The 16,359-nt window shown below is 61.2% G+C and carries 19 protein-coding genes and 4 pseudogenes; 9 read left to right on the forward strand and 14 right to left on the reverse strand.

Annotated features, from left to right (window positions below; all coding sequences use genetic code 11):
* The 6 genes and pseudogenes from AC0V2S_RS11945 to AC0V2S_RS11970 form a co-directional block, all read right to left on the reverse strand.
* Positions 1-256, reverse strand: a pseudogene (locus AC0V2S_RS11945) (hypothetical protein); the annotation flags it as partial.
* A gap of 9 nt (positions 257-265) precedes the next feature.
* Complete coding sequence (locus AC0V2S_RS11950; protein WP_475509932.1) at positions 266-511, reverse strand: hypothetical protein; 246 nt, start codon at positions 509-511, stop codon at positions 266-268.
* A gap of 325 nt (positions 512-836) precedes the next feature.
* Positions 837-968: a hypothetical protein gene (locus tag AC0V2S_RS11955; RefSeq protein WP_475509933.1), complete on the reverse strand. Its 132-nt coding sequence runs from the start codon at positions 966-968 to the stop codon at positions 837-839.
* Positions 935-1,246, reverse strand: a pseudogene (locus AC0V2S_RS11960) (gluconate 2-dehydrogenase subunit 3 family protein); the annotation flags it as partial. The pseudogene AC0V2S_RS11960 and the gene AC0V2S_RS11955, both read right to left, overlap by 34 nt.
* 1,246 nt (positions 1,247-2,492) lie before the next feature.
* Positions 2,493-2,675: a hypothetical protein gene (locus tag AC0V2S_RS11965; RefSeq protein ID WP_475510136.1), complete on the reverse strand. Its 183-nt coding sequence runs from the start codon at positions 2,673-2,675 to the stop codon at positions 2,493-2,495.
* 77 nt (positions 2,676-2,752) lie between these two features.
* Positions 2,753-2,941, reverse strand: a pseudogene (locus AC0V2S_RS11970) (hypothetical protein); the annotation flags it as partial.
* Between the two features lie 341 nt (positions 2,942-3,282).
* Here AC0V2S_RS11970 and AC0V2S_RS11975 point away from each other — a divergent pair.
* The 3 genes from AC0V2S_RS11975 (at position 3,283) to AC0V2S_RS11985 (ending at position 5,243) form a co-directional block, all read left to right on the forward strand.
* The gene (locus tag AC0V2S_RS11975; protein WP_475509934.1) at positions 3,283-4,404 is read left to right on the forward strand and encodes a beta-ketoacyl-ACP synthase III; all 1,122 of its coding nucleotides are present in this window, start codon (positions 3,283-3,285) and stop codon (positions 4,402-4,404) included.
* Between the two features lie 72 nt (positions 4,405-4,476).
* Positions 4,477-5,019, forward strand: coding sequence for an RNA polymerase sigma factor (locus tag AC0V2S_RS11980; protein WP_475510137.1), 543 nt, complete (start codon positions 4,477-4,479; stop codon positions 5,017-5,019).
* Positions 5,013-5,243, forward strand: coding sequence for an anti-sigma factor family protein (locus tag AC0V2S_RS11985; RefSeq protein ID WP_475509935.1), 231 nt, complete (start codon positions 5,013-5,015; stop codon positions 5,241-5,243). Before AC0V2S_RS11980 ends, AC0V2S_RS11985 begins: the two co-directional genes overlap by 7 nt.
* A gap of 93 nt (positions 5,244-5,336) precedes the next feature.
* On the opposite strand, the gene AC0V2S_RS11990 is transcribed toward AC0V2S_RS11985, so the two are convergent.
* The 6 genes and pseudogenes from AC0V2S_RS11990 to AC0V2S_RS12015 form a co-directional block, all read right to left on the reverse strand.
* Entirely contained in the window at positions 5,337-5,708 is a 372-nt protein-coding gene (locus AC0V2S_RS11990) for a glutathione S-transferase N-terminal domain-containing protein (protein ID WP_475509936.1), read from the reverse strand.
* Positions 5,709-5,803: 95 nt separating this feature from the next.
* Positions 5,804-6,280, reverse strand: a complete 477-nt coding sequence (locus AC0V2S_RS11995; RefSeq protein WP_475509937.1) for a bacteriohemerythrin — start codon at positions 6,278-6,280, stop codon at positions 5,804-5,806.
* 195 nt (positions 6,281-6,475) lie between these two features.
* Entirely contained in the window at positions 6,476-7,021 is a 546-nt protein-coding gene (gene folE / locus AC0V2S_RS12000) for a GTP cyclohydrolase I FolE (protein WP_110618358.1), read from the reverse strand.
* 130 nt (positions 7,022-7,151) lie between these two features.
* Positions 7,152-7,708 (reverse strand): annotated as a pseudogene (locus tag AC0V2S_RS12005) (Smr/MutS family protein).
* Positions 7,709-7,768: 60 nt separating this feature from the next.
* Entirely contained in the window at positions 7,769-8,089 is a 321-nt protein-coding gene (locus AC0V2S_RS12010) for a hypothetical protein (protein ID WP_475509938.1), read from the reverse strand.
* Between the two features lie 98 nt (positions 8,090-8,187).
* Positions 8,188-8,781 carry a cysteine hydrolase family protein gene (locus AC0V2S_RS12015; protein ID WP_475509939.1) on the reverse strand — a complete coding sequence of 198 codons (594 nt, stop codon included), beginning with the start codon at positions 8,779-8,781 and terminating at the stop codon, positions 8,188-8,190.
* 182 nt (positions 8,782-8,963) lie between these two features.
* Here AC0V2S_RS12015 and prmB point away from each other — a divergent pair, with 182 nt between their 5' ends.
* On the forward strand, positions 8,964-9,878 hold the full coding sequence (prmB, locus tag AC0V2S_RS12020; protein ID WP_475509940.1) for a 50S ribosomal protein L3 N(5)-glutamine methyltransferase: 915 nt from the start codon (positions 8,964-8,966) through the stop codon (positions 9,876-9,878).
* A 150-nt stretch (positions 9,879-10,028) separates the two neighbouring features.
* Here the strand turns inward: prmB and AC0V2S_RS12025 are convergent, their stop codons facing one another.
* Positions 10,029-10,838, reverse strand: a complete 810-nt coding sequence (locus AC0V2S_RS12025) for a hypothetical protein (protein ID WP_475509941.1) — start codon at positions 10,836-10,838, stop codon at positions 10,029-10,031.
* Positions 10,839-10,938: 100 nt separating this feature from the next.
* Positions 10,939-11,895, reverse strand: a complete 957-nt coding sequence (locus AC0V2S_RS12030) for an alpha/beta hydrolase family protein (RefSeq protein ID WP_475509942.1) — start codon at positions 11,893-11,895, stop codon at positions 10,939-10,941.
* Between the two features lie 134 nt (positions 11,896-12,029).
* Between AC0V2S_RS12030 and aroC the strand changes: the two genes are divergently transcribed.
* From aroC to mtnC, 5 genes are all read left to right on the forward strand, one after another.
* A complete protein-coding gene (gene aroC, locus AC0V2S_RS12035) occupies positions 12,030-13,121 on the forward strand; it encodes a chorismate synthase (RefSeq protein WP_475509943.1) in 1,092 nt (363 codons plus the stop codon).
* Between the two features lie 31 nt (positions 13,122-13,152).
* Positions 13,153-14,358 (forward strand): MFS transporter, encoded by a 1,206-nt coding sequence (locus AC0V2S_RS12040; protein WP_475509944.1) that lies wholly within the window; start codon positions 13,153-13,155, stop codon positions 14,356-14,358.
* Entirely contained in the window at positions 14,355-14,975 is a 621-nt protein-coding gene (locus tag AC0V2S_RS12045; RefSeq protein WP_475509945.1) for a methylthioribulose 1-phosphate dehydratase, read from the forward strand. The genes AC0V2S_RS12040 and AC0V2S_RS12045 overlap by 4 nt, the downstream gene beginning before the upstream one ends.
* Entirely contained in the window at positions 14,972-15,517 is a 546-nt protein-coding gene (locus AC0V2S_RS12050) for a 1,2-dihydroxy-3-keto-5-methylthiopentene dioxygenase (RefSeq protein ID WP_475509946.1), read from the forward strand. Before AC0V2S_RS12045 ends, AC0V2S_RS12050 begins: the two co-directional genes overlap by 4 nt.
* A gap of 151 nt (positions 15,518-15,668) precedes the next feature.
* Positions 15,669-16,352: an acireductone synthase gene (gene mtnC / locus AC0V2S_RS12055; protein WP_475509947.1), complete on the forward strand. Its 684-nt coding sequence runs from the start codon at positions 15,669-15,671 to the stop codon at positions 16,350-16,352.
* Positions 16,353-16,359: the final 7 nt, after the last annotated feature.

The following is a 16,359-nucleotide window of genomic DNA, read 5'->3' on the forward strand; positions in this document are numbered from 1 at the left end:
TGACGATCGCGCTGGCTTTCGAATAGTTGCCGCAGCCGTAGTTGGTGCAGAAGCCGCAGAAGGTGCACGGCCCCATAGTGACGCCCAACTGGTTGGTGTAGGCCTGGGATGCCAGTGCCGACGGTACCGGGAAGGGCTTGTAGCCGAGGTTTTTCGCGGCTTCGGCGAACAGCGTCGGCGCCGTAGGTTTGCTTGGTCGGCGGGTTCGGGTATTCCTTGGAACGCGCGCCTTCGAAGGGGTTACCGCCCTCGACAATGGTGCCGTTCAGGTTGCCGGCCTTGCCGGAAACCCCAGCCAGACGCTCAAAGGCGTCGTAGTGCGGCTCATTTCTTCCCAGGTGGTGCCCCAGTCTTGCAGGGTCAGCTCGGCGGGCAGCTCTTTGCCGTAGCGCTCGGTCAGGTAGCTGTGCAAACGGAATTCGGTGGGCTGGAAGCGGAAGGTGATGCCGGCCCAGTGGTTGCCGGCGCCGCCGGTGCCGTTGCCGGGTGGAACGAGCCCCAGGTGGCGCATGGGCAGTGCGGTTTCCGACTCTTATTGCGCATGGTGCATTGTTCTGTTTGGTGCGCAGCATGAGTTCCTGACGGCGGTTGTAGCGCAGCTCGTCAGTGGCCGAGGCCAGGTTGAAATCTTTGGCGGTGTCGCGCCACGGGCCGCGTTCGAAGCCGATCACGCTGAGGCCGGTGTCGGCCAATTCGTTGCGATGATCGACCCGCCCAGCCGAGCCCAACAACCACTACATCGGTGGAAGGTAATTTCTTAGCCATGGTGTGATTAACCCTTCTTGTTCCAGGCGGAGCTGCCGATGATGGAAATCGGCGTGAGGTTCAGCTTCTGGTTATGCAGCCCGATGTAGTCGCGGTAGTCGTACCGGGCGCCGGGGAAACCGATCATCTTCCACGACACCATGTCCGCGGTTGCCGCCGTAGATGGGGTCGGCGAAGAAGCCTTCCATGGTGTTGTCCAGCACCTGCTGGAAGAAGGCTTGGCCTCGATGCCTTCCAGGGTAATGGCGCCTTTTTCCAGGTCGGTGAGCACCTTGTCGCGCTGCTCGGGCGCCAGGGCGCTGAAGTTTTTCTGGAAGGTGGCCTGGCAGTATTTGCTCAGCACCCGCGAGGCCGATGCGGTAGCGCTCTCGCGTGGCACCAGCGGCGACTGGTCGGCTTGCGCCGGAGTGCCGGGGGTGAAGGGGCCTTCCATATACAGGCGGCCGAAGTCGCCGTAATCGCCGACCAGCTGGCGGTCGATAAAGACCGCGCAACCGGCGTCTTTGCCGCGCTCACGCTCAGCTCATCGGCGGGAATCAGTTGTTCAACGATGGCTTCGACTTCGGCGGCTTCCTCGGCGGTGAAGAATTGCCAGCCGGGGCTGTCGTAGTACATCGGGCCGTTATGGTCGAAGGGCAGCCACTTGGGCGTGCCGATCAGGTGGCGGCCTGCGCGCTGGCAGCGGCGCCGGCGGCCAGAGTGTGGCGGAGGTTTTTAACAGTTGTCGCCGGGTGAGGCCTTTGGATTGCTCAGTCATGCAGGACTCCTGACGCAAGGCACGCCGCTCTTTGGCATAACGGGGCCTGACGCATTCAGTTCACGTTATTAGCGGGCCTGGCCTGCGGCCAAACGGGCTGAGCGGGTTGCGAGAGGTGGCAGGTTTCGCCCCTGGGGCGGATTAACGGCAAGGCGTTATCCGCGTTCGTCTAGTCCACGCGCCTTTTTAGAGTAGGTGCTGTGTCAAAATGTTGCAGTTTTTACACGGTAAATATCTGTTACGGATTTCGCACACAATCCCCGCGCTAGACGCCTGGGTGGCGTCTAGCCGTTGCGCTTGCCTCAGCTGCTAAGCAGGCCTGCGTAGAACAGCTGCACGGGCCCGCCATAGAGCGAGGCGGGCAGCAGCTCGCCCTCGAAGTGGTTGAGATTGCCGTTGGGCATCACCAGCACCGGGCTGTGTTTTTTTGTTAGTAAGCACAACAAAGAAGGCGTTGTGGGTGAAGTCGATCACCACGCATTTGCCGGTCCAGCCGTGTGGGCCACGGCGCGCCCAGCTTCGGGGAGTAACAGCCCGTAGAGCGCTTGTGTGTTGGCAGTGGGCACCTGAAAGCCCAGGGCATAGCTGCCATCTTGCTCGGGGTTTGGGTGAACAGGTCGACCACTTGCGGCGAGCAGAGTCGATAGGCCCGAACGTGCCGCCATTAAGGAGCAACTGGCACAACACACCGAGTTCTTCGGCTGTGGAGAACAGGCCGGCATGGCCCGACACTTCTGCCATTGAGTAGAAAGCGAGCTCGTCCTGTCCTCGCCCTGAACGGTTTCGCGCTGCGATGTTGGGGAAGGTCACATGCCCGTCACGGGTGTTGCCGCACCGTTCGCTGGCTTCAAAGCGGTTTTTTGCGATGCCCTGCTGCTGCAGCCGGTAGCCGGTATGTTGCAACCGAGCGGGCTGTAGATGGTTTCGTGAACGAATTGGTCCTGGCGAATACAGGTGATTTTTTCCAGGATCAGGCCCAGCAAGCGAAGTTGAGGTCGCTGTAGAGCGTGACGGTATCGGGCTCATGCAGCAGCGGTACCAGCGGCAGCAGGCGGCAGCTGGTGGCGCGGGTTTGCGAGTAGAACGCGGCGGGCACCTGGTTGGGGTTGTAGAAGTGGCAGGAAGAAGGCATGCCAGAGCGGTGCTGCAGCAGATGGCGGAGGGTGACCTGGCCTTTGCTGCCACCGGTAACGTGGGCAGGTACTGGCTGACCGGGTCGTCGATGGCGATCCGCTGCTGGTCGACCAAGTACATATAAGCCAGGGTGGTGGAAAAAATCTTGGTCAGGGAGGCGAGGTCGAAAATGGTGTCTTCGCGCATGGCCTGGGGGACCGGCATCAGCTCTTTTTCGTTGTACAGGCGCTGCATGCCAAAGGCCTCCAGCAACAGCGGTTGACCTTGCAGATGGGCAGTCACCACTGCGCCGGGCAGGCCGTTGGTGACAGAAAAGCGACTTCGCGGCGGATTTTTTCCAACCAGTCGGCGGGGTAGTGGGCAGGGGTATTCATGGCGTACGGCCTCCAATGGCGAACGGAATGCCGGGCCAATTGCCCGGCCGATTCAGTCAAACATGGGAGCTAGAGCCTTCTAAGGTGACGGCTTCCGGTTTCGCCGGTCCGTTTTCCGAGAGTTGCCCTGTGTTGTGACGAGCGTGCCTTAACGGCGCTGACGAACGTCAGCCTGTATCGCTGGGGATTTGTAGTCCTTTTCGGGCACAATAGCCGCCATTCCGATCAATTAAGCTTGCAAGAGGATCGACCGTGTATAACGTCGTCATCAGCGGTACCGGCCTGTATACCCCGGAAAACAGCATTTCGAACGATGAGCTGGTGGAGTCCTTCAATTCCTACGTGCGGCAATTCAACGCCGACAATGCTGCTGCCATCGAAGCCGGTGAAGTCGAAGCGCTGAACGAATCCAGCAGCGCCTTCATCGAAAAAGCCTCCGGCATCAAAAGCCGCTTTGTGATGAACAAAGAAGGCATTCTCGACCCACAACGCATGACCCCGCGCCTGCCAGAGCGCTCCAACGAAGAGTGGGGCATTCTCTGTCAGATGGGCGTTGCCGCTGCTGAGCAGGCCCTGCAACGTGCCGGCAAGACCGCCGCCGATGTGGACGGCGTGATCGTCGCCTGCTCCAACCTCGAGCGCGCCTACCCGGCTGTGGCCATCGAAGTTCAGGCTGCCCTGGGCATCACCGGTTTTGCCTATGACATGAACGTGGCGTGTTCCTCGGCCACCTTCGGCATTCAGGCTGCCACCCAGAACATCCAGCTCGGCCAGGCCCGCGCGATTCTGGTGGTGAGCCCGGAAATCTGCACCGGCCACCTGAACTTCCGTGACCGCGACAGCCACTTCATCTTCGGCGACGCAGCCACCGCCGTATTGGTTGAACGTGCTGACCTGGCGACCTCGAAGTACCAGTTCGATATCGTCGGAACCAAGCTCTTGACCTCGTTCTCCAACAACATCCGCAACAACTTCGGCTTCCTCAACCGTGCGGCGGAAGAGGGCGTGGGCAAGCGCGACAAGCTGTTCGTGCAGGAAGGCCGCAAGGTTTTCCGCGACGTGTGCCCGATGGTGGCCGAGCTGGTGGGCGAGCATCTGGCGGCCAACGATATTCAGGTGTCCGACGTAAAACGCTTCTGGCTGCACCAGGCCAACCTGAGCATGAACCTGCTGATCACCAAGAAACTGCTGGGCCGCGACGCGCTGCCGGATGAAGCCCCGGTGATTCTCGACACCTACGCCAACACCAGTTCGGCCGGTTCGGTTATCGCTTTCCACAAAAACCAGGATGACCTGCCAAGCGGCTCGCTGGGCGTACTCAGCTCGTTTGGTGCCGGTTACTCCATCGGTAGCGTGATTCTGCGCAAGCACTAAGTCGTGAGCCAGGCGCCCGACGCTGAACTGCTGCCGCGCCTGCTGGCCGGCGAGCAGCGGGCCTACCGCGAGATGGTCGCCACCTACCAGGGGGCGATGCGCGCGGTGGCCTACGCCATTGTCGGCAGCCGCAACGCCGACGAAGTGGTGCAAGACGCCTGGCTAGCGGTGGTGCGCAACCTGGCCGGTTTTCAGGGCCGTTCCAGCCTGAAAACCTGGCTGCTAACCATCACCGCCAACACCGCAAAAAGCCGCTTCAAACACAACCGTCGCGAAGTGCTGCTGGACGATATTCCCTCGCCCCACGGCAGCATTGGTGACGACCGATTCGCCGAAGATGGCCACTGGTTGCTGGCGCCCCACGCCTGGCACCAAGACTCGCCCGACGCCCTGCTAACCGAAGAAGAACTGCGCGAGTGCCTGGAAAAGACCCTGGCGAGTTTGTCGGAGATGCAAGGCAGCGTGCTGAATTTGCGCGAACGGCAAGGGCTGGAGTTGGAGGAGATCTGTAATCTTCTCGATATCTCGCTCTCTAACGTACGGGTGCTGTTGCACCGCGCGCGGCTCAAGGTGTTTGCCACCCTGGAGCATTTCGAGGAGACAGGGCATTGCTGAGTTGTAAGGAACTGGTGGCCAATTCCAGTGATTTTCTCGACGGACAATTGCGTTTGCGTCAACGCATTGCCGTGCGCGTGCACCTGGCCAGTTGCAGCAACTGCCGGCGGTTTATCCGGCAGATGCGGATGACTCAGGCGGTGCTGCGCAACCTGCCGGATGCGCCCATTCCAGAGTTGGATAGCCTGGCCAAACGTCTGGCGGAAATCCAGCAAGGGCGTTGAGGCGGGGAGCGAGGAAGATCAAAAACTCGAGGCTGAAGCCTCTCCCACAGGAAAATGAATCTCTTGTGGGAGAGGCTTCAGCCTCGATGCTTTTTAAGCGGTGGCGAAGCGGTCTTCCAGGTACTGCATGATCGCCTTGGATTCATACATCCAGGTGCTGCCGCCGTTTTCATCGATGCGCAAGCACGGCACTTTGATCGCGCCGCCTTGGTTCTCCAGGGCCTGGCGATGCTGCTCATTGTTTTTGGCATCGCGCAGGGCAATCGGCAGGTTCAGCCGGTGCATGGTGCGGCGCGTGCGTACGCAGAATGGGCAGGCATGGAACTGATACAGCGCCATGCTCGCGGTGGCTTGGGCCACCTGGGCCTGGGCCTCGGGCGTGCGCTTGAGTTTGCGCGGGCGGGTAATGAAGTCGATGAATACGATGAGCTGGCCCAGGCCAACTCGCAACGCTTTGATAAGCACAGCAACACCCTCTACGGCGGAAAAAACGAGGGCGGCAGCTTACCTGAATGCGCGCGCCCTGGCCGCAGCCGGGGCGCAATTGCCGCAACCGCCGGTCAGGCGTGGGCTTCGCCGAAAAACCGCTTGAACGAGCGGGACAACCAGCCGCCGCTGTGTTTGTTGTCCACCAGTTGCGCGATGTTGTTCTTTACCGTTTGCGCGTAGGCCTTGTCGTCGTTGCGGATATGGTTGAACAGCCAGCGCGACAGCAGGCTGATCAGCTCCTGGGTCACATCCTCGCCGGCCTTGAAGCGCAAGTTGAACTCGCTGACCCGCGTAGTAAAAATCTCATGCACACGTTTGTGCGGACGGGTGAAGGCGTAGCCGGCTTCTTCCAACAGGGCTTCTTCGAACGCGAAGTGCGAGAGGGTGTAATCCACCAGTTCGCCGAGCACGTCGCCCACTTCTTCGCGGCTGTGATTGTGCTCGTTGGCATGGATTAAGAGGTTGATCATGGCGACGATGCGCTTGTGCTGGTCGTCGATGATCTGGATGCCGGTGTTGAGGTCTTCCTGCCAGACTAGATAGGCCATGGTCGTGCTTCCTTAGCGTGCGGCTCGAAGGCAAACGAGCGATGGCCAAGGCTAGTGAGGGGCTCTGGGACGGGGGCTGACTTGGATCAAGCGGCGATTATCTTTGTAGGAATTTTCCTCGTCATGGGATGGGGCTCCCATTTTGGCGGCACAAAAAAAAACCGGCTCAAGGCCGGTTTTTTCGTCACTCAGCGATCAATTGATCAAGCTAAGAAACTCGCTGCGGGTGGCGGCGTTTTCGCGGAATTCACCGAGCATCACCGAGGTGACCATCGACGAATTCTGCTTCTCCACACCGCGCATCATCATGCACATGTGCTGCGCCTCAATCACCACGGCAACGCCCAGAGCGCCGGTGACTTGCTGCACGGCTTCGGCGATCTGGCGGCTGAGGTTTTCCTGAATCTGCAGGCGGCGGGCGTACATGTCGACGATTCGCGCAACCTTCGACAGGCCCAGCACTTTGCCGCTTGGAATGTAGGCCACGTGGGCCTTGCCAATAAACGGCAGCAGGTGGTGTTCGCACAGCGAGTACAACTCGATGTTCTTGACCAGCACCATCTCGCTGCTTTCGGAGCTGAACAGCGCGCCGTTGGTGACTTCTTCCAGGGTCTGTTCATAACCGCGGCAAAGGTACTGCATGGCTTTGGCGGCACGTTTTGGCGTGTCGAGCAGGCCTTCGCGGGAAACGTCCTCACCCAGCTGGCTGAGGATCGCGGTGTAGTTCTGTTCCAGGGACATGGATCTACCTGTAAGGCTTTGGTGGGCAGTAAGCAGAGACGCAGGGTAGGGCGCCCCGCTTGCCGTGGCAAGGGCGAAGCACGCCACGATCAGTCAGTTATGCAGCCATTTTCTCAAGGGAAGTGGGTAATTACTCGTCGCGGCCATTCATCATGGTGCGTTTAAGCAGCACATAAATGGCGCCGGTGCCGCCATGTTTGGCCAGGCACGAGGTGAAGCCGAGCACGCCTTCGTGCTGACGCAACCAGGTATTGACGTGGCTTTTGATCATCGGCCGCTTGCCGTCCATGCGCACGGCTTTGCCATGGGTAACGCGCACGCAGCGGATTTCCAGCTTGTTGGCCTCGGCGAGAAACTCCCAGAGGATGTCGCGGGCTTTTTCGACGCTCATGCCGTGCAGATCCAGGCTGCCTTCGAAGCTCACCTGGCCCAGCTTGAGTTTGCGCATCTGGCCTTCCTGTACGCCATTTCGCGCCCAGGACAGCGGGTCTTCAGGACCGACATCAATCACGAACTGGTCGGACAAACCGTCCACCCGGGTTTCACCTTCGGTAATGGTCGCGGCTTGGCGCAAGGCCTGCACGCGGGCGCGGTCGGCCTTGGGTTTGCCGGTTTCGGCGCGGTCGTGCTGCAGGGGTTTGATGCCGCGAGTTTCGGCTTTGAACAGGAAAAATCGTCGTCTTGCATGGGAGGTCTCCGCGAATGGGGCCTAGTTTACCCATTCAGCGGTGGCCGTTCACGGGTGGATTAGTCGTGCTTCTTCATCAGGTGCGGGGCCAGCGCCAAGTCGCTCGGCCGACGCAGACGGCGACGGCAGTGGCGCCACGCCACAACACCGAGCCACAACAGAAACAGACCGAACACCAGAATCACCGTGGCATTGCCGGGGGTGTCGTTCAGACCGCCCAGCGCAGGCGGGTGGCCGAAGAGGGTGGCCGCACCGGCCATGGCGAGCAGAATGCCAAGCACGGCAAACAGTGCCGAAAGTGCGGCGGCGAAGCGCCAGCGCCAGCTCCCAGAACCGCGTGGGCGCAGGCGTCGGGCGTCGAAACCATCAGACAATTTCATTCCGCTTTCCTTTCAGGGTGTCGGCGGTATGACCCATCCCCGGGAGCGAGGTTCATTACTGCCCGTATTTGGGGCGGGCAGTTGGTCGCATCGTCTCTCTAGATCAACGCCTTGGCATGGCTGACCAGCGCGGCAAAGTTGTCCGCCAGAATCGCCATTTCAGTGCGGTGCACTTCGCCCGCGCTGATCACGCCATCGCCATACGGCAGGTCGCGGGTGGCGCAGGCGCTGTCCACCAGGGTGCAGCGATAACCATAGTCTTTGCAGGCGCGCACGGTGGTGCTGATGCTGGAATGGGTCATAAAGCCGCAAATGATCAGGTCCAGGCGGCCGATGGTTTCCAGGCGGGCGTGCAGGTCGGTGCCGGAGAAGGCATTGGGCAAACGTTTTTCAACGATGGTCTCGCCCGGCAGCGGCGCCAGCTCAGGCATAAAGCGCCCGCGCGGGCCTTGCGGGTCGAGAAAACCGCCGGGCACGCCTAGGTGTTTGACGTGCACGATGGGCGAGCCATTGGCGCGGGCGGTTTCCAGCAGAGCGGAGATTTCGGCGATGGCAGCGTCCAGGCCGGGCAGGGGCATGACGCCACTGCGGTATTCCTCTTGAGCATCGATGATCAGCAGGCAGGCATTACTCAGACTGGCCGGCGCATAACTGCGGCCGGTGAGCTGGAGTAAGGTTTGCGGTTGGGACATGTCTAGGCTCCTGACGATGCGAATGGCCGCCATTGTCACCCCACAAGCGGTGGCTGTGAATCTTTTTGCTTGTACGTATGTGCTAGGCCACGGATTGCGCTGGCTGCAGCCTGGCGCAATAAACCAACCGAGCGTAATGCGCCTTCGGCTAAACTGCCGGCCTCGACTTTGGAGATGCCGCTGTGACCGTTTCGACTTCCCGTTTGCGTACCCTGCGTGACCACATTCGCTGGGCTGTCAGCCGTTTTCATGCTGAAGAATTGTTCTTCGGCCATGGCACCGACAACGCCTGGGACGAAGCGCGGCAACTGGTGCTGGGTGCAGTGCACCTGCCCTGGGAAATCGCCGACGCCTACCTCGATTGCCGCCTCGAAGACGACGAGCGCGACTACCTGCACACCCTGCTCAAACAGCGTATTGAAGAACGCGTTCCCACGGCTTATTTGCTGGGCGAAGCCTGGTTTTGCGGCATGCCTTTTATTGTCGATGAGCGCGTGCTGATTCCCCGTTCACCGATTGCCGAATCGATTCAGCAACGCTTCAGCCCGTGGTTGGCGCAAACCCCGACGCGCATTCTCGACCTTTGCACCGGCTCGGGCTGCATCGGCATTGCCTGTGCTTACGAGTTCGACCAGGCCGAAGTGATTCTGGCCGACCTGTCGTTCGAAGCGCTGGAAGTGGCCAACCAGAATATCGAGCGCCACAGCCTGGAAGAGCGCGTGTTCACCGTGCAGGGCGATGGCTTTGCCGGGTTGCCGGGGCAGCGCTTTGACTTGATCGTGTCCAACCCGCCCTATGTCGACGCTGAAGATTTCGCCGACATGCCTGCCGAGTACCACCACGAACCGGAGCTGGGCCTTGCTTGCGGCGACGATGGTCTGGACCTGGTGCGGCGCATGCTGGCAGAAGCGGCTGACCATCTGACCGAGCAGGGTTTGCTGGTGGTGGAAGTGGGCAATAGCCAGGTGCATGTGGAGTCGCTGTACCCGGAGGTGGACTTTACCTGGCTGGAGTTTGTGAACGGTGGGCATGGCGTGTTTTTGCTGACGGCAGAGCAGTGCCGGGTGCATCAGGCGTTGTTTGCTTCGCGGGTTTGAATCAATCCCCTCTCCCGCTAGCGGGAGAGGGTGCCCGAAGGGCGGGTGAGGGGCTTTTTAACAGACCGCGTTGGGGCCGGCCCTCACCCCCGGCCCCTCTCGCCTGCCCGGCCGGCCTAGCGGGAGAGGGGAGCAGAGCCGTTGAGTTTGTTACCTCGACGCCATCCAAATAAACAACCCCGCCTGAAACACACAAAACGCCACCAGACACGCAATCGTAAACCGCTGCGTACCATCTTCCCGGCGCAAGCTATCGATCCGCTGCTGCTGCTTGAGAATCTTCCCATCTTGCTCGCGCAGGTTATGGTCGGCCTGCTCCAGCATCGCCGCGGCATCCATCAGCTCAATGCTTTGCACTTTTTCCTTGTTCCAGTCGCCCTTGAGGTTGCTGACCCGGTCCGCTGAATAGGTGACCTTGGCCTGCTGCGCATCGGCGTAGTCGAGGTCAAACCCCTGGGCTTTGAGAAAGTGGTCGCGGCGCAGTCGGGCGTCTTCGCTCAACACATCTTTTATGCCCAACGCGCCGCCTTCGACGGTGTAGTGCGCACACCGCTGCTGCGCCCAGGCGATGCCCTGCGCGAGCAGAAATCGGCCGAGGCCACGGTTGATCGGTTCGATATGCAGGCCCTTGTCTGGGCCAAAACGCACTTCCTTGCGGCGGTGGTCGATCCACACCTCCAGCATGTTGTCGCCCTTGCGGGTCATGATGCCGGGCAGGGTGATGGTCAGGCGCAGAAAGCTCTGGTCGGGGCTGTGCCGGGCCAGGCGGCCCATTTGCACAAAGCGCAGCGGGCGCGGACCGGTGTAGCGGTCGGCCTGCAAGGGCGCCAGGCGCAGCAGCCGGAACTGCTCGTCGGGCAACGCGTTCCAGGGATGGGGCAGCGCTTCGCTGACCTCGGCGACGGCGGTGGTCTCCTCGGGCGCGGGCGTTTCCTGTTCTTGTATGGGGGTGTCTGCCATGGGCGTGGTCCGCAAGCTGCAATGCCAATGTACGTACGAGCGTACTAGTCCTGCTTTCTATCGGCTATCCGGCGCTGCGCTTGAGGCTGGCTCACTGCTATTACTTCAGACCCGATACAAACGCCACCAAACGCTCGGTCAGCTCGCCGGCCAGCGGCAGGTTGGGGTCATTGTAGGAGGCCAGTTGCTGCTTGGGTTCGTTGGCGACGATACGCAGCACATGGTTCATGCCGGCAATGATCACCAGCTCCGCATCGGGCTTGGCCGCCTTGAGTGCTTGCGCATCGCGCACTTCCACCTGCATATCGTGGCTGCCCTGCAGAATCAGGGCGGGCATTTTCAGCTGCCCGAACGCGCCGGCCGGGTCCTGATGAAACAGCGACATCATGTAAGGCTGCACGCTGGGGCGAAACAACACCTGCAAGTCGGGCGGCACCGCGCCGACGGGGTTGCCGGCTTTGAGCTGATCGATGATCCACAGGCTTTGCGGCAGCAACGGGGCGGGCAAGTGGTCGCGCAGTTGTTCCTTTAATACCTGGTCGATGGGCCGCCCGGTGCCGGCCATCGACACCACGGCATCGGCACCCGCAGCGGGCGCGGCCAGGCTGGCGATCAGCGCGCCCTCGCTATGGCCGGCCACCGTCAGCGTGGAAAAACGCCCATCGGCCTTGAGCTTCCGGCTCCAGGCCACGGCATCGGCGACGTACTTTTCCACGCTTAAATCGCGCTCATCCGGCGTAGCGGGGCGGCTGGCGGCGATGCCGCGTTTGTCGTAGCGCAGGCTGGCGATGCCGTTCTTGGCCAGGGTTTGCGCCAGCAGTTTGAGGCTGTCGTTGTTGCCGCCTTCGGGGTTGTTGCCGTTGCGGTCGGTGGGGCCGGAGCCGGCAATGAGCAGCACCACCGGCACTTTTTCAGCGGTTTTGGGCAACAGCAGCGTGCCGTACAACTCGCCGCTGGCGGTAGTCAGTACCTGCGGGCGTTGCAGCACAGTGAACGATTGCGCCTGGCCCAGGGCCGGCAGAAGAAACAACAGCAGCAGAACGAACGCGCGTGGCATCAAAGGGCTACTTATAAGGAGGTTGGCGTTTGGACGCAGCAGATGGAATAAGGTTCTAGGATGAACTGGCCCGGTGGCGCAGGTATACTCCGCCGTCTTTGATTTTGTGGCTGATTTTCGCGGAGCGCTCCTGCATGTCCGGCAATACCTACGGCAAGCTGTTCACTGTCACCACCGCTGGCGAAAGCCATGGCCCGGCCCTGGTGGCCATCGTTGACGGCTGCCCACCCGGTTTGGAACTGAGTGAAGCGGACCTGCAGATCGATCTCGACCGCCGCAAGCCCGGCACCAGCCGCCACACCACCCAACGCCAGGAAGCCGACGAAGTCGAAATTCTCTCCGGCGTGTTCGAAGGCAAAACCACCGGCACCCCGATTGGCCTGCTGATCCGCAACACCGACCAGAAGTCCAAGGACTACTCGGCCATCAAGGATCTGTTCCGCCCGGCCCACGCCGACTACACCTACCACCACAAATACGGAGTACGCGATTACCGTGGCGGCGGCCGCAGCTCGGCGCGCGAAACCGCCATGCGCGTGGCAGCCGGCGCTATCGCCAAGAAAGTACTGGCCGGTTTCGGCATTCAGGTACGCGGCTACATGAGCCAACTGGGCCCGATCGAAATCCCGTTCAAAACCTGGGACAGCGTCGAAGACAACGCCTTCTTCTGCCCCGACCCGGCCAAGGTTCCAGAGCTGGAGGCCTATATGGACCAGCTGCGCCGTGACCAGGATTCGGTCGGCGCAAAAATTACCGTGGTCGCCGACGGCGTGATGCCGGGCCTCGGCGAGCCGATTTTCGACCGCCTCGACGCCGAACTGGCCCACGCGCTGATGAGCATCAACGCCGTCAAAGGCGTGGAAATCGGCGCCGGTTTTGCCTGCGTGGCCCAGCGCGGCACCGAGCACCGCGACGAGCTGACTCCGGAAGGTTTCCTCAGCAATAACGCCGGCGGCATTCTGGGCGGTATCTCTTCCGGTCAGCCGATCATTGCCCACCTGGCATTGAAACCCACCTCCAGCATCACCACGCCGGGCCGTTCCATCGATGTGGCCGGTGAGTCGCAAGACGTGATCACCAAAGGCCGCCACGACCCGTGTGTAGGCATTCGTGCCACGCCGATTGCCGAGGCGATGATGGCCATCGTGTTGCTCGACCACCTGCTGCGCAACCGCGCGCAGAATGCCGACGTGCAGGTCAGCACCCCGGTGCTGGGCCAGCTGTGAGTCTGCTGCTCGCCGTATGGCAGTAAGCGCTATGGCGAGCGCTCTGCCGTACTGGCGCTTATCCAGTTTCTATTTCTTCTACTTTGCCCTGCTGGGGGCGACGGCGCCGTTTCTCGCCTTGTACTTTCACCACCTGGGTTTTAGCCCGGCGCGTATTGGCGAGCTGGTGGCCATTCCCATGCTGATGCGCTGCGTGGCGCCGAATTTGTGGGGCTGGATTGGTGACCGCACCGGCAAGCGCCTGGCCATCGTGCGCTTTGGTGCAGCCTCTACCTTGCTGTGTTTCAGCCTGATCTTTATCAGCAAGAGCTACGCCTGGTTAGCGCTGATCATGGCCCTGCATGCGTTCTTCTGGCATGCGGTGCTGCCGCAATTCGAAGTGATCACCCTGGCCCATTTGCGCGAGCAGGCGGCGCGTTATAGCCAGATCCGCCTGTGGGGCAGCATCGGTTTTATTGTGTGCGTGGCGGTGCTGGGCAAGCTGTTCGAATGGCTGAGCCTGGACATCTACCCCTGGGCGTTGATCGCCATCATGGCCGGCATTGTGATCAGCAGTTGCTGGGTGCCCAATGCCCAGCCCTATGTGCGTGAAAACCATCGGGATGCCGGCGGGTTTCTTACCCAGCTGCGCCAGCCCGGCGTATTGGCCTTCTACCTGTGCGTAGGCCTGATGCAACTCAGCCACGGGCCGTACTACACCTTTCTCACCCTGCACCTGGAAGCCCTGGGTTATGCCCGTGGTTTTATCGGCCAGCTCTGGGCCCTGGGCGTGGTGGCCGAGGTGCTGATGTTCTTGTTGATGGTGCGCATCCTGCAGCGCTTTTCCCTGCGTCAGGTGCTGATGGCCAGCTTTCTGTTGGCCGCGGTGCGCTGGCTGCTCTTGGGCAATTTTGCCGACCACCTGGCGGTGCTGGTGCTCGCGCAGATCATGCACGCCGCCACCTTCGGCAGCTTTCACGCCGCTGCCATCCATTTCGTGCAGCGTAGTTTCGGCGCCAACCAGCAAGGCCAGGGCCAGGCGTTGTACGCCGCACTGGCCGGAATTGGCGGCGCGTTCGGCGCACTGTACTCGGGCTACAGCTGGAACACCCTGGGCCCGGCCTGGACCTTTGCCATCGCCAGCATCGCGGCGACGGCAGCAGCAGTTATCATCGGTATGCGTTTGCCAAGCGACAACGTCCGCAACCTCGCACAGCCATCTATGCCACATAGCGATTTGAATGAGGAGCGGGTATGAGCCGCGAACAATTGGCCGACGAGATTATCGCGGCGGGGCGTTTTCTCTACGGCCGGGGCTGGTCGCCAGCCACCAGCAGCAATTACTCGGCACGGCTGTCGGCCACTGAAGCGCTGCTGACCGTGTCCGGCAAACACAAAGGCCAACTCGGCCCGGACGATGTGCTGGCCACCGACCTCGACGGCAACAGCCTGGAACCCGGCAAAAAGCCTTCCGCCGAAACCCTGCTGCACACCCAGCTATACCAATGGCACGCCGATATTGGCGCCGTGCTACACACCCATTCGGTGAACGCCACGGTGCTGTCGCGCGCCACCACTGCCAGCGAATTGGTGTTCGAAGACTACGAACTGCAAAAAGCCTTTAGCGGTATCGCCACCCACGAGTCGCAGGTGCGCGTGCCGATTTTCGACAACGACCAGGACATCGCTCGGCTCGCCGCCAAGGTTCAGCCCTGGCTCGACCAGCACCCCGACTGCGTCGGCTACCTGATTCGCGGCCACGGCCTGTACACCTGGGGCGCAAAAATGAGCGATGCCTTGCGCCAGATTGAAGCCTTTGAATTTCTGTTCGAGTGCGAGCTGAAAATGCTCGCTCTAAGAGGAGCAAGCGTATGAGCAGCCTCAGTGTATTTGCCGTGTCCACCCCGGACGTACCCAACAAAGTGCTGAACCACGTCGAAGACATCGCCAGCACCCTGGCCTCCGTCGGCGTGCGGTTTGAACGGTGGCAGGCCGTGGCGCCGATCAAGCCGGGCGCTGGCCAGGACGAAGTGATCGCCGCCTACAAACCGCAAATCGACAAACTGATGGCCGAGCGCGGTTACGTGACCGTGGACGTCATCAGCTTGAACGACGACCACCCGCAGAAAGCCGAACTGCGCGCCAAGTTCCTCGACGAGCACCGCCACGGCGAAGACGAAGTACGGTTCTTTGTGGCTGGTCGCGGTTTGTTCACGCTGCATATCGACGACTACGTGTACGCCGTTTTGTGCGAAAAGAACGACCTGATCTCGGTGCCCGCCGGCACCCGCCACTGGTTCGACATGGGCGAGCACCCGCACTTTATTGCGATTCGCCTGTTCAACAACCCTGAGGGTTGGGTGGCGAACTTTACCGGCGATAGCATCGCGAGCCAGTTTCCTCGCTTAGAAGATTGAACCCCTCACGATCTTGTTCCCTGCCGCCGTCATCCCCGCGAAGGCGGGGACCCAGAATTTTTGCTGAGGCATAGATTCTGGATTCCCGCCTTCGCGGGAATGACGGGAGTGTTATTCGAGCCCGAATTCAGTTCCCCGAAAGGACCCATCCATGCCCATCAAAGCCATCCTCACCGACATCGAAGGCACCACCAGCGCGGTGAGTTTTGTCTTCGATGTGTTGTTCCCATTCGCCGCCGAGCACCTGCCGGAATTCGTGCTGCTCCACGCCCGCCAACCCCAGGTAGCCGAACAGCTAGACGCCGTACGCGAACTCAGCGGCGAGCCGCAGGCCGATGTATTGCGGGTGGTCGAAATCCTCCTGGCTTGGATTGCCGAAGACCGCAAAGCCACGCCGCTCAAAGCCTTGCAAGGCATGGTCTGGGCCGAGGGCTACAAGGCCGGGCTACTCAAGGGCCATGTTTACCCCGACGCCGTCGAAGCGCTGAAACGCTGGAAGCAGGAGGGCTACGCGCTGTACGTGTATTCCTCCGGTTCCATTCAGGCGCAGCAGTTGATTTTCGGGTGCTCGGAGGCCGGCGATTTGTCGCCGCTGTTCTCCGGTTATTTCGACACCACCTCCGGGCCCAAGCGCGAGGCGCAGTCGTACAGCACCATCGTCGCCAGCATCGGTGTGCCGGCTGAAGACGTGCTGTTTCTATCGGATATCGTGGAAGAGCTGGATGCCGCGCAGCAGGCCGGTTTGCAAACCTGCGGGCTGGCCCGTGAGGGCGGGGAATTGCCGGGGCATCAGACCCTGGCGAGCTTTGCCTTGATCGACCTCAACGCCTACTGACCAGCGG

Source organism: Pseudomonas sp. CC11G, assembly GCF_056174845.1.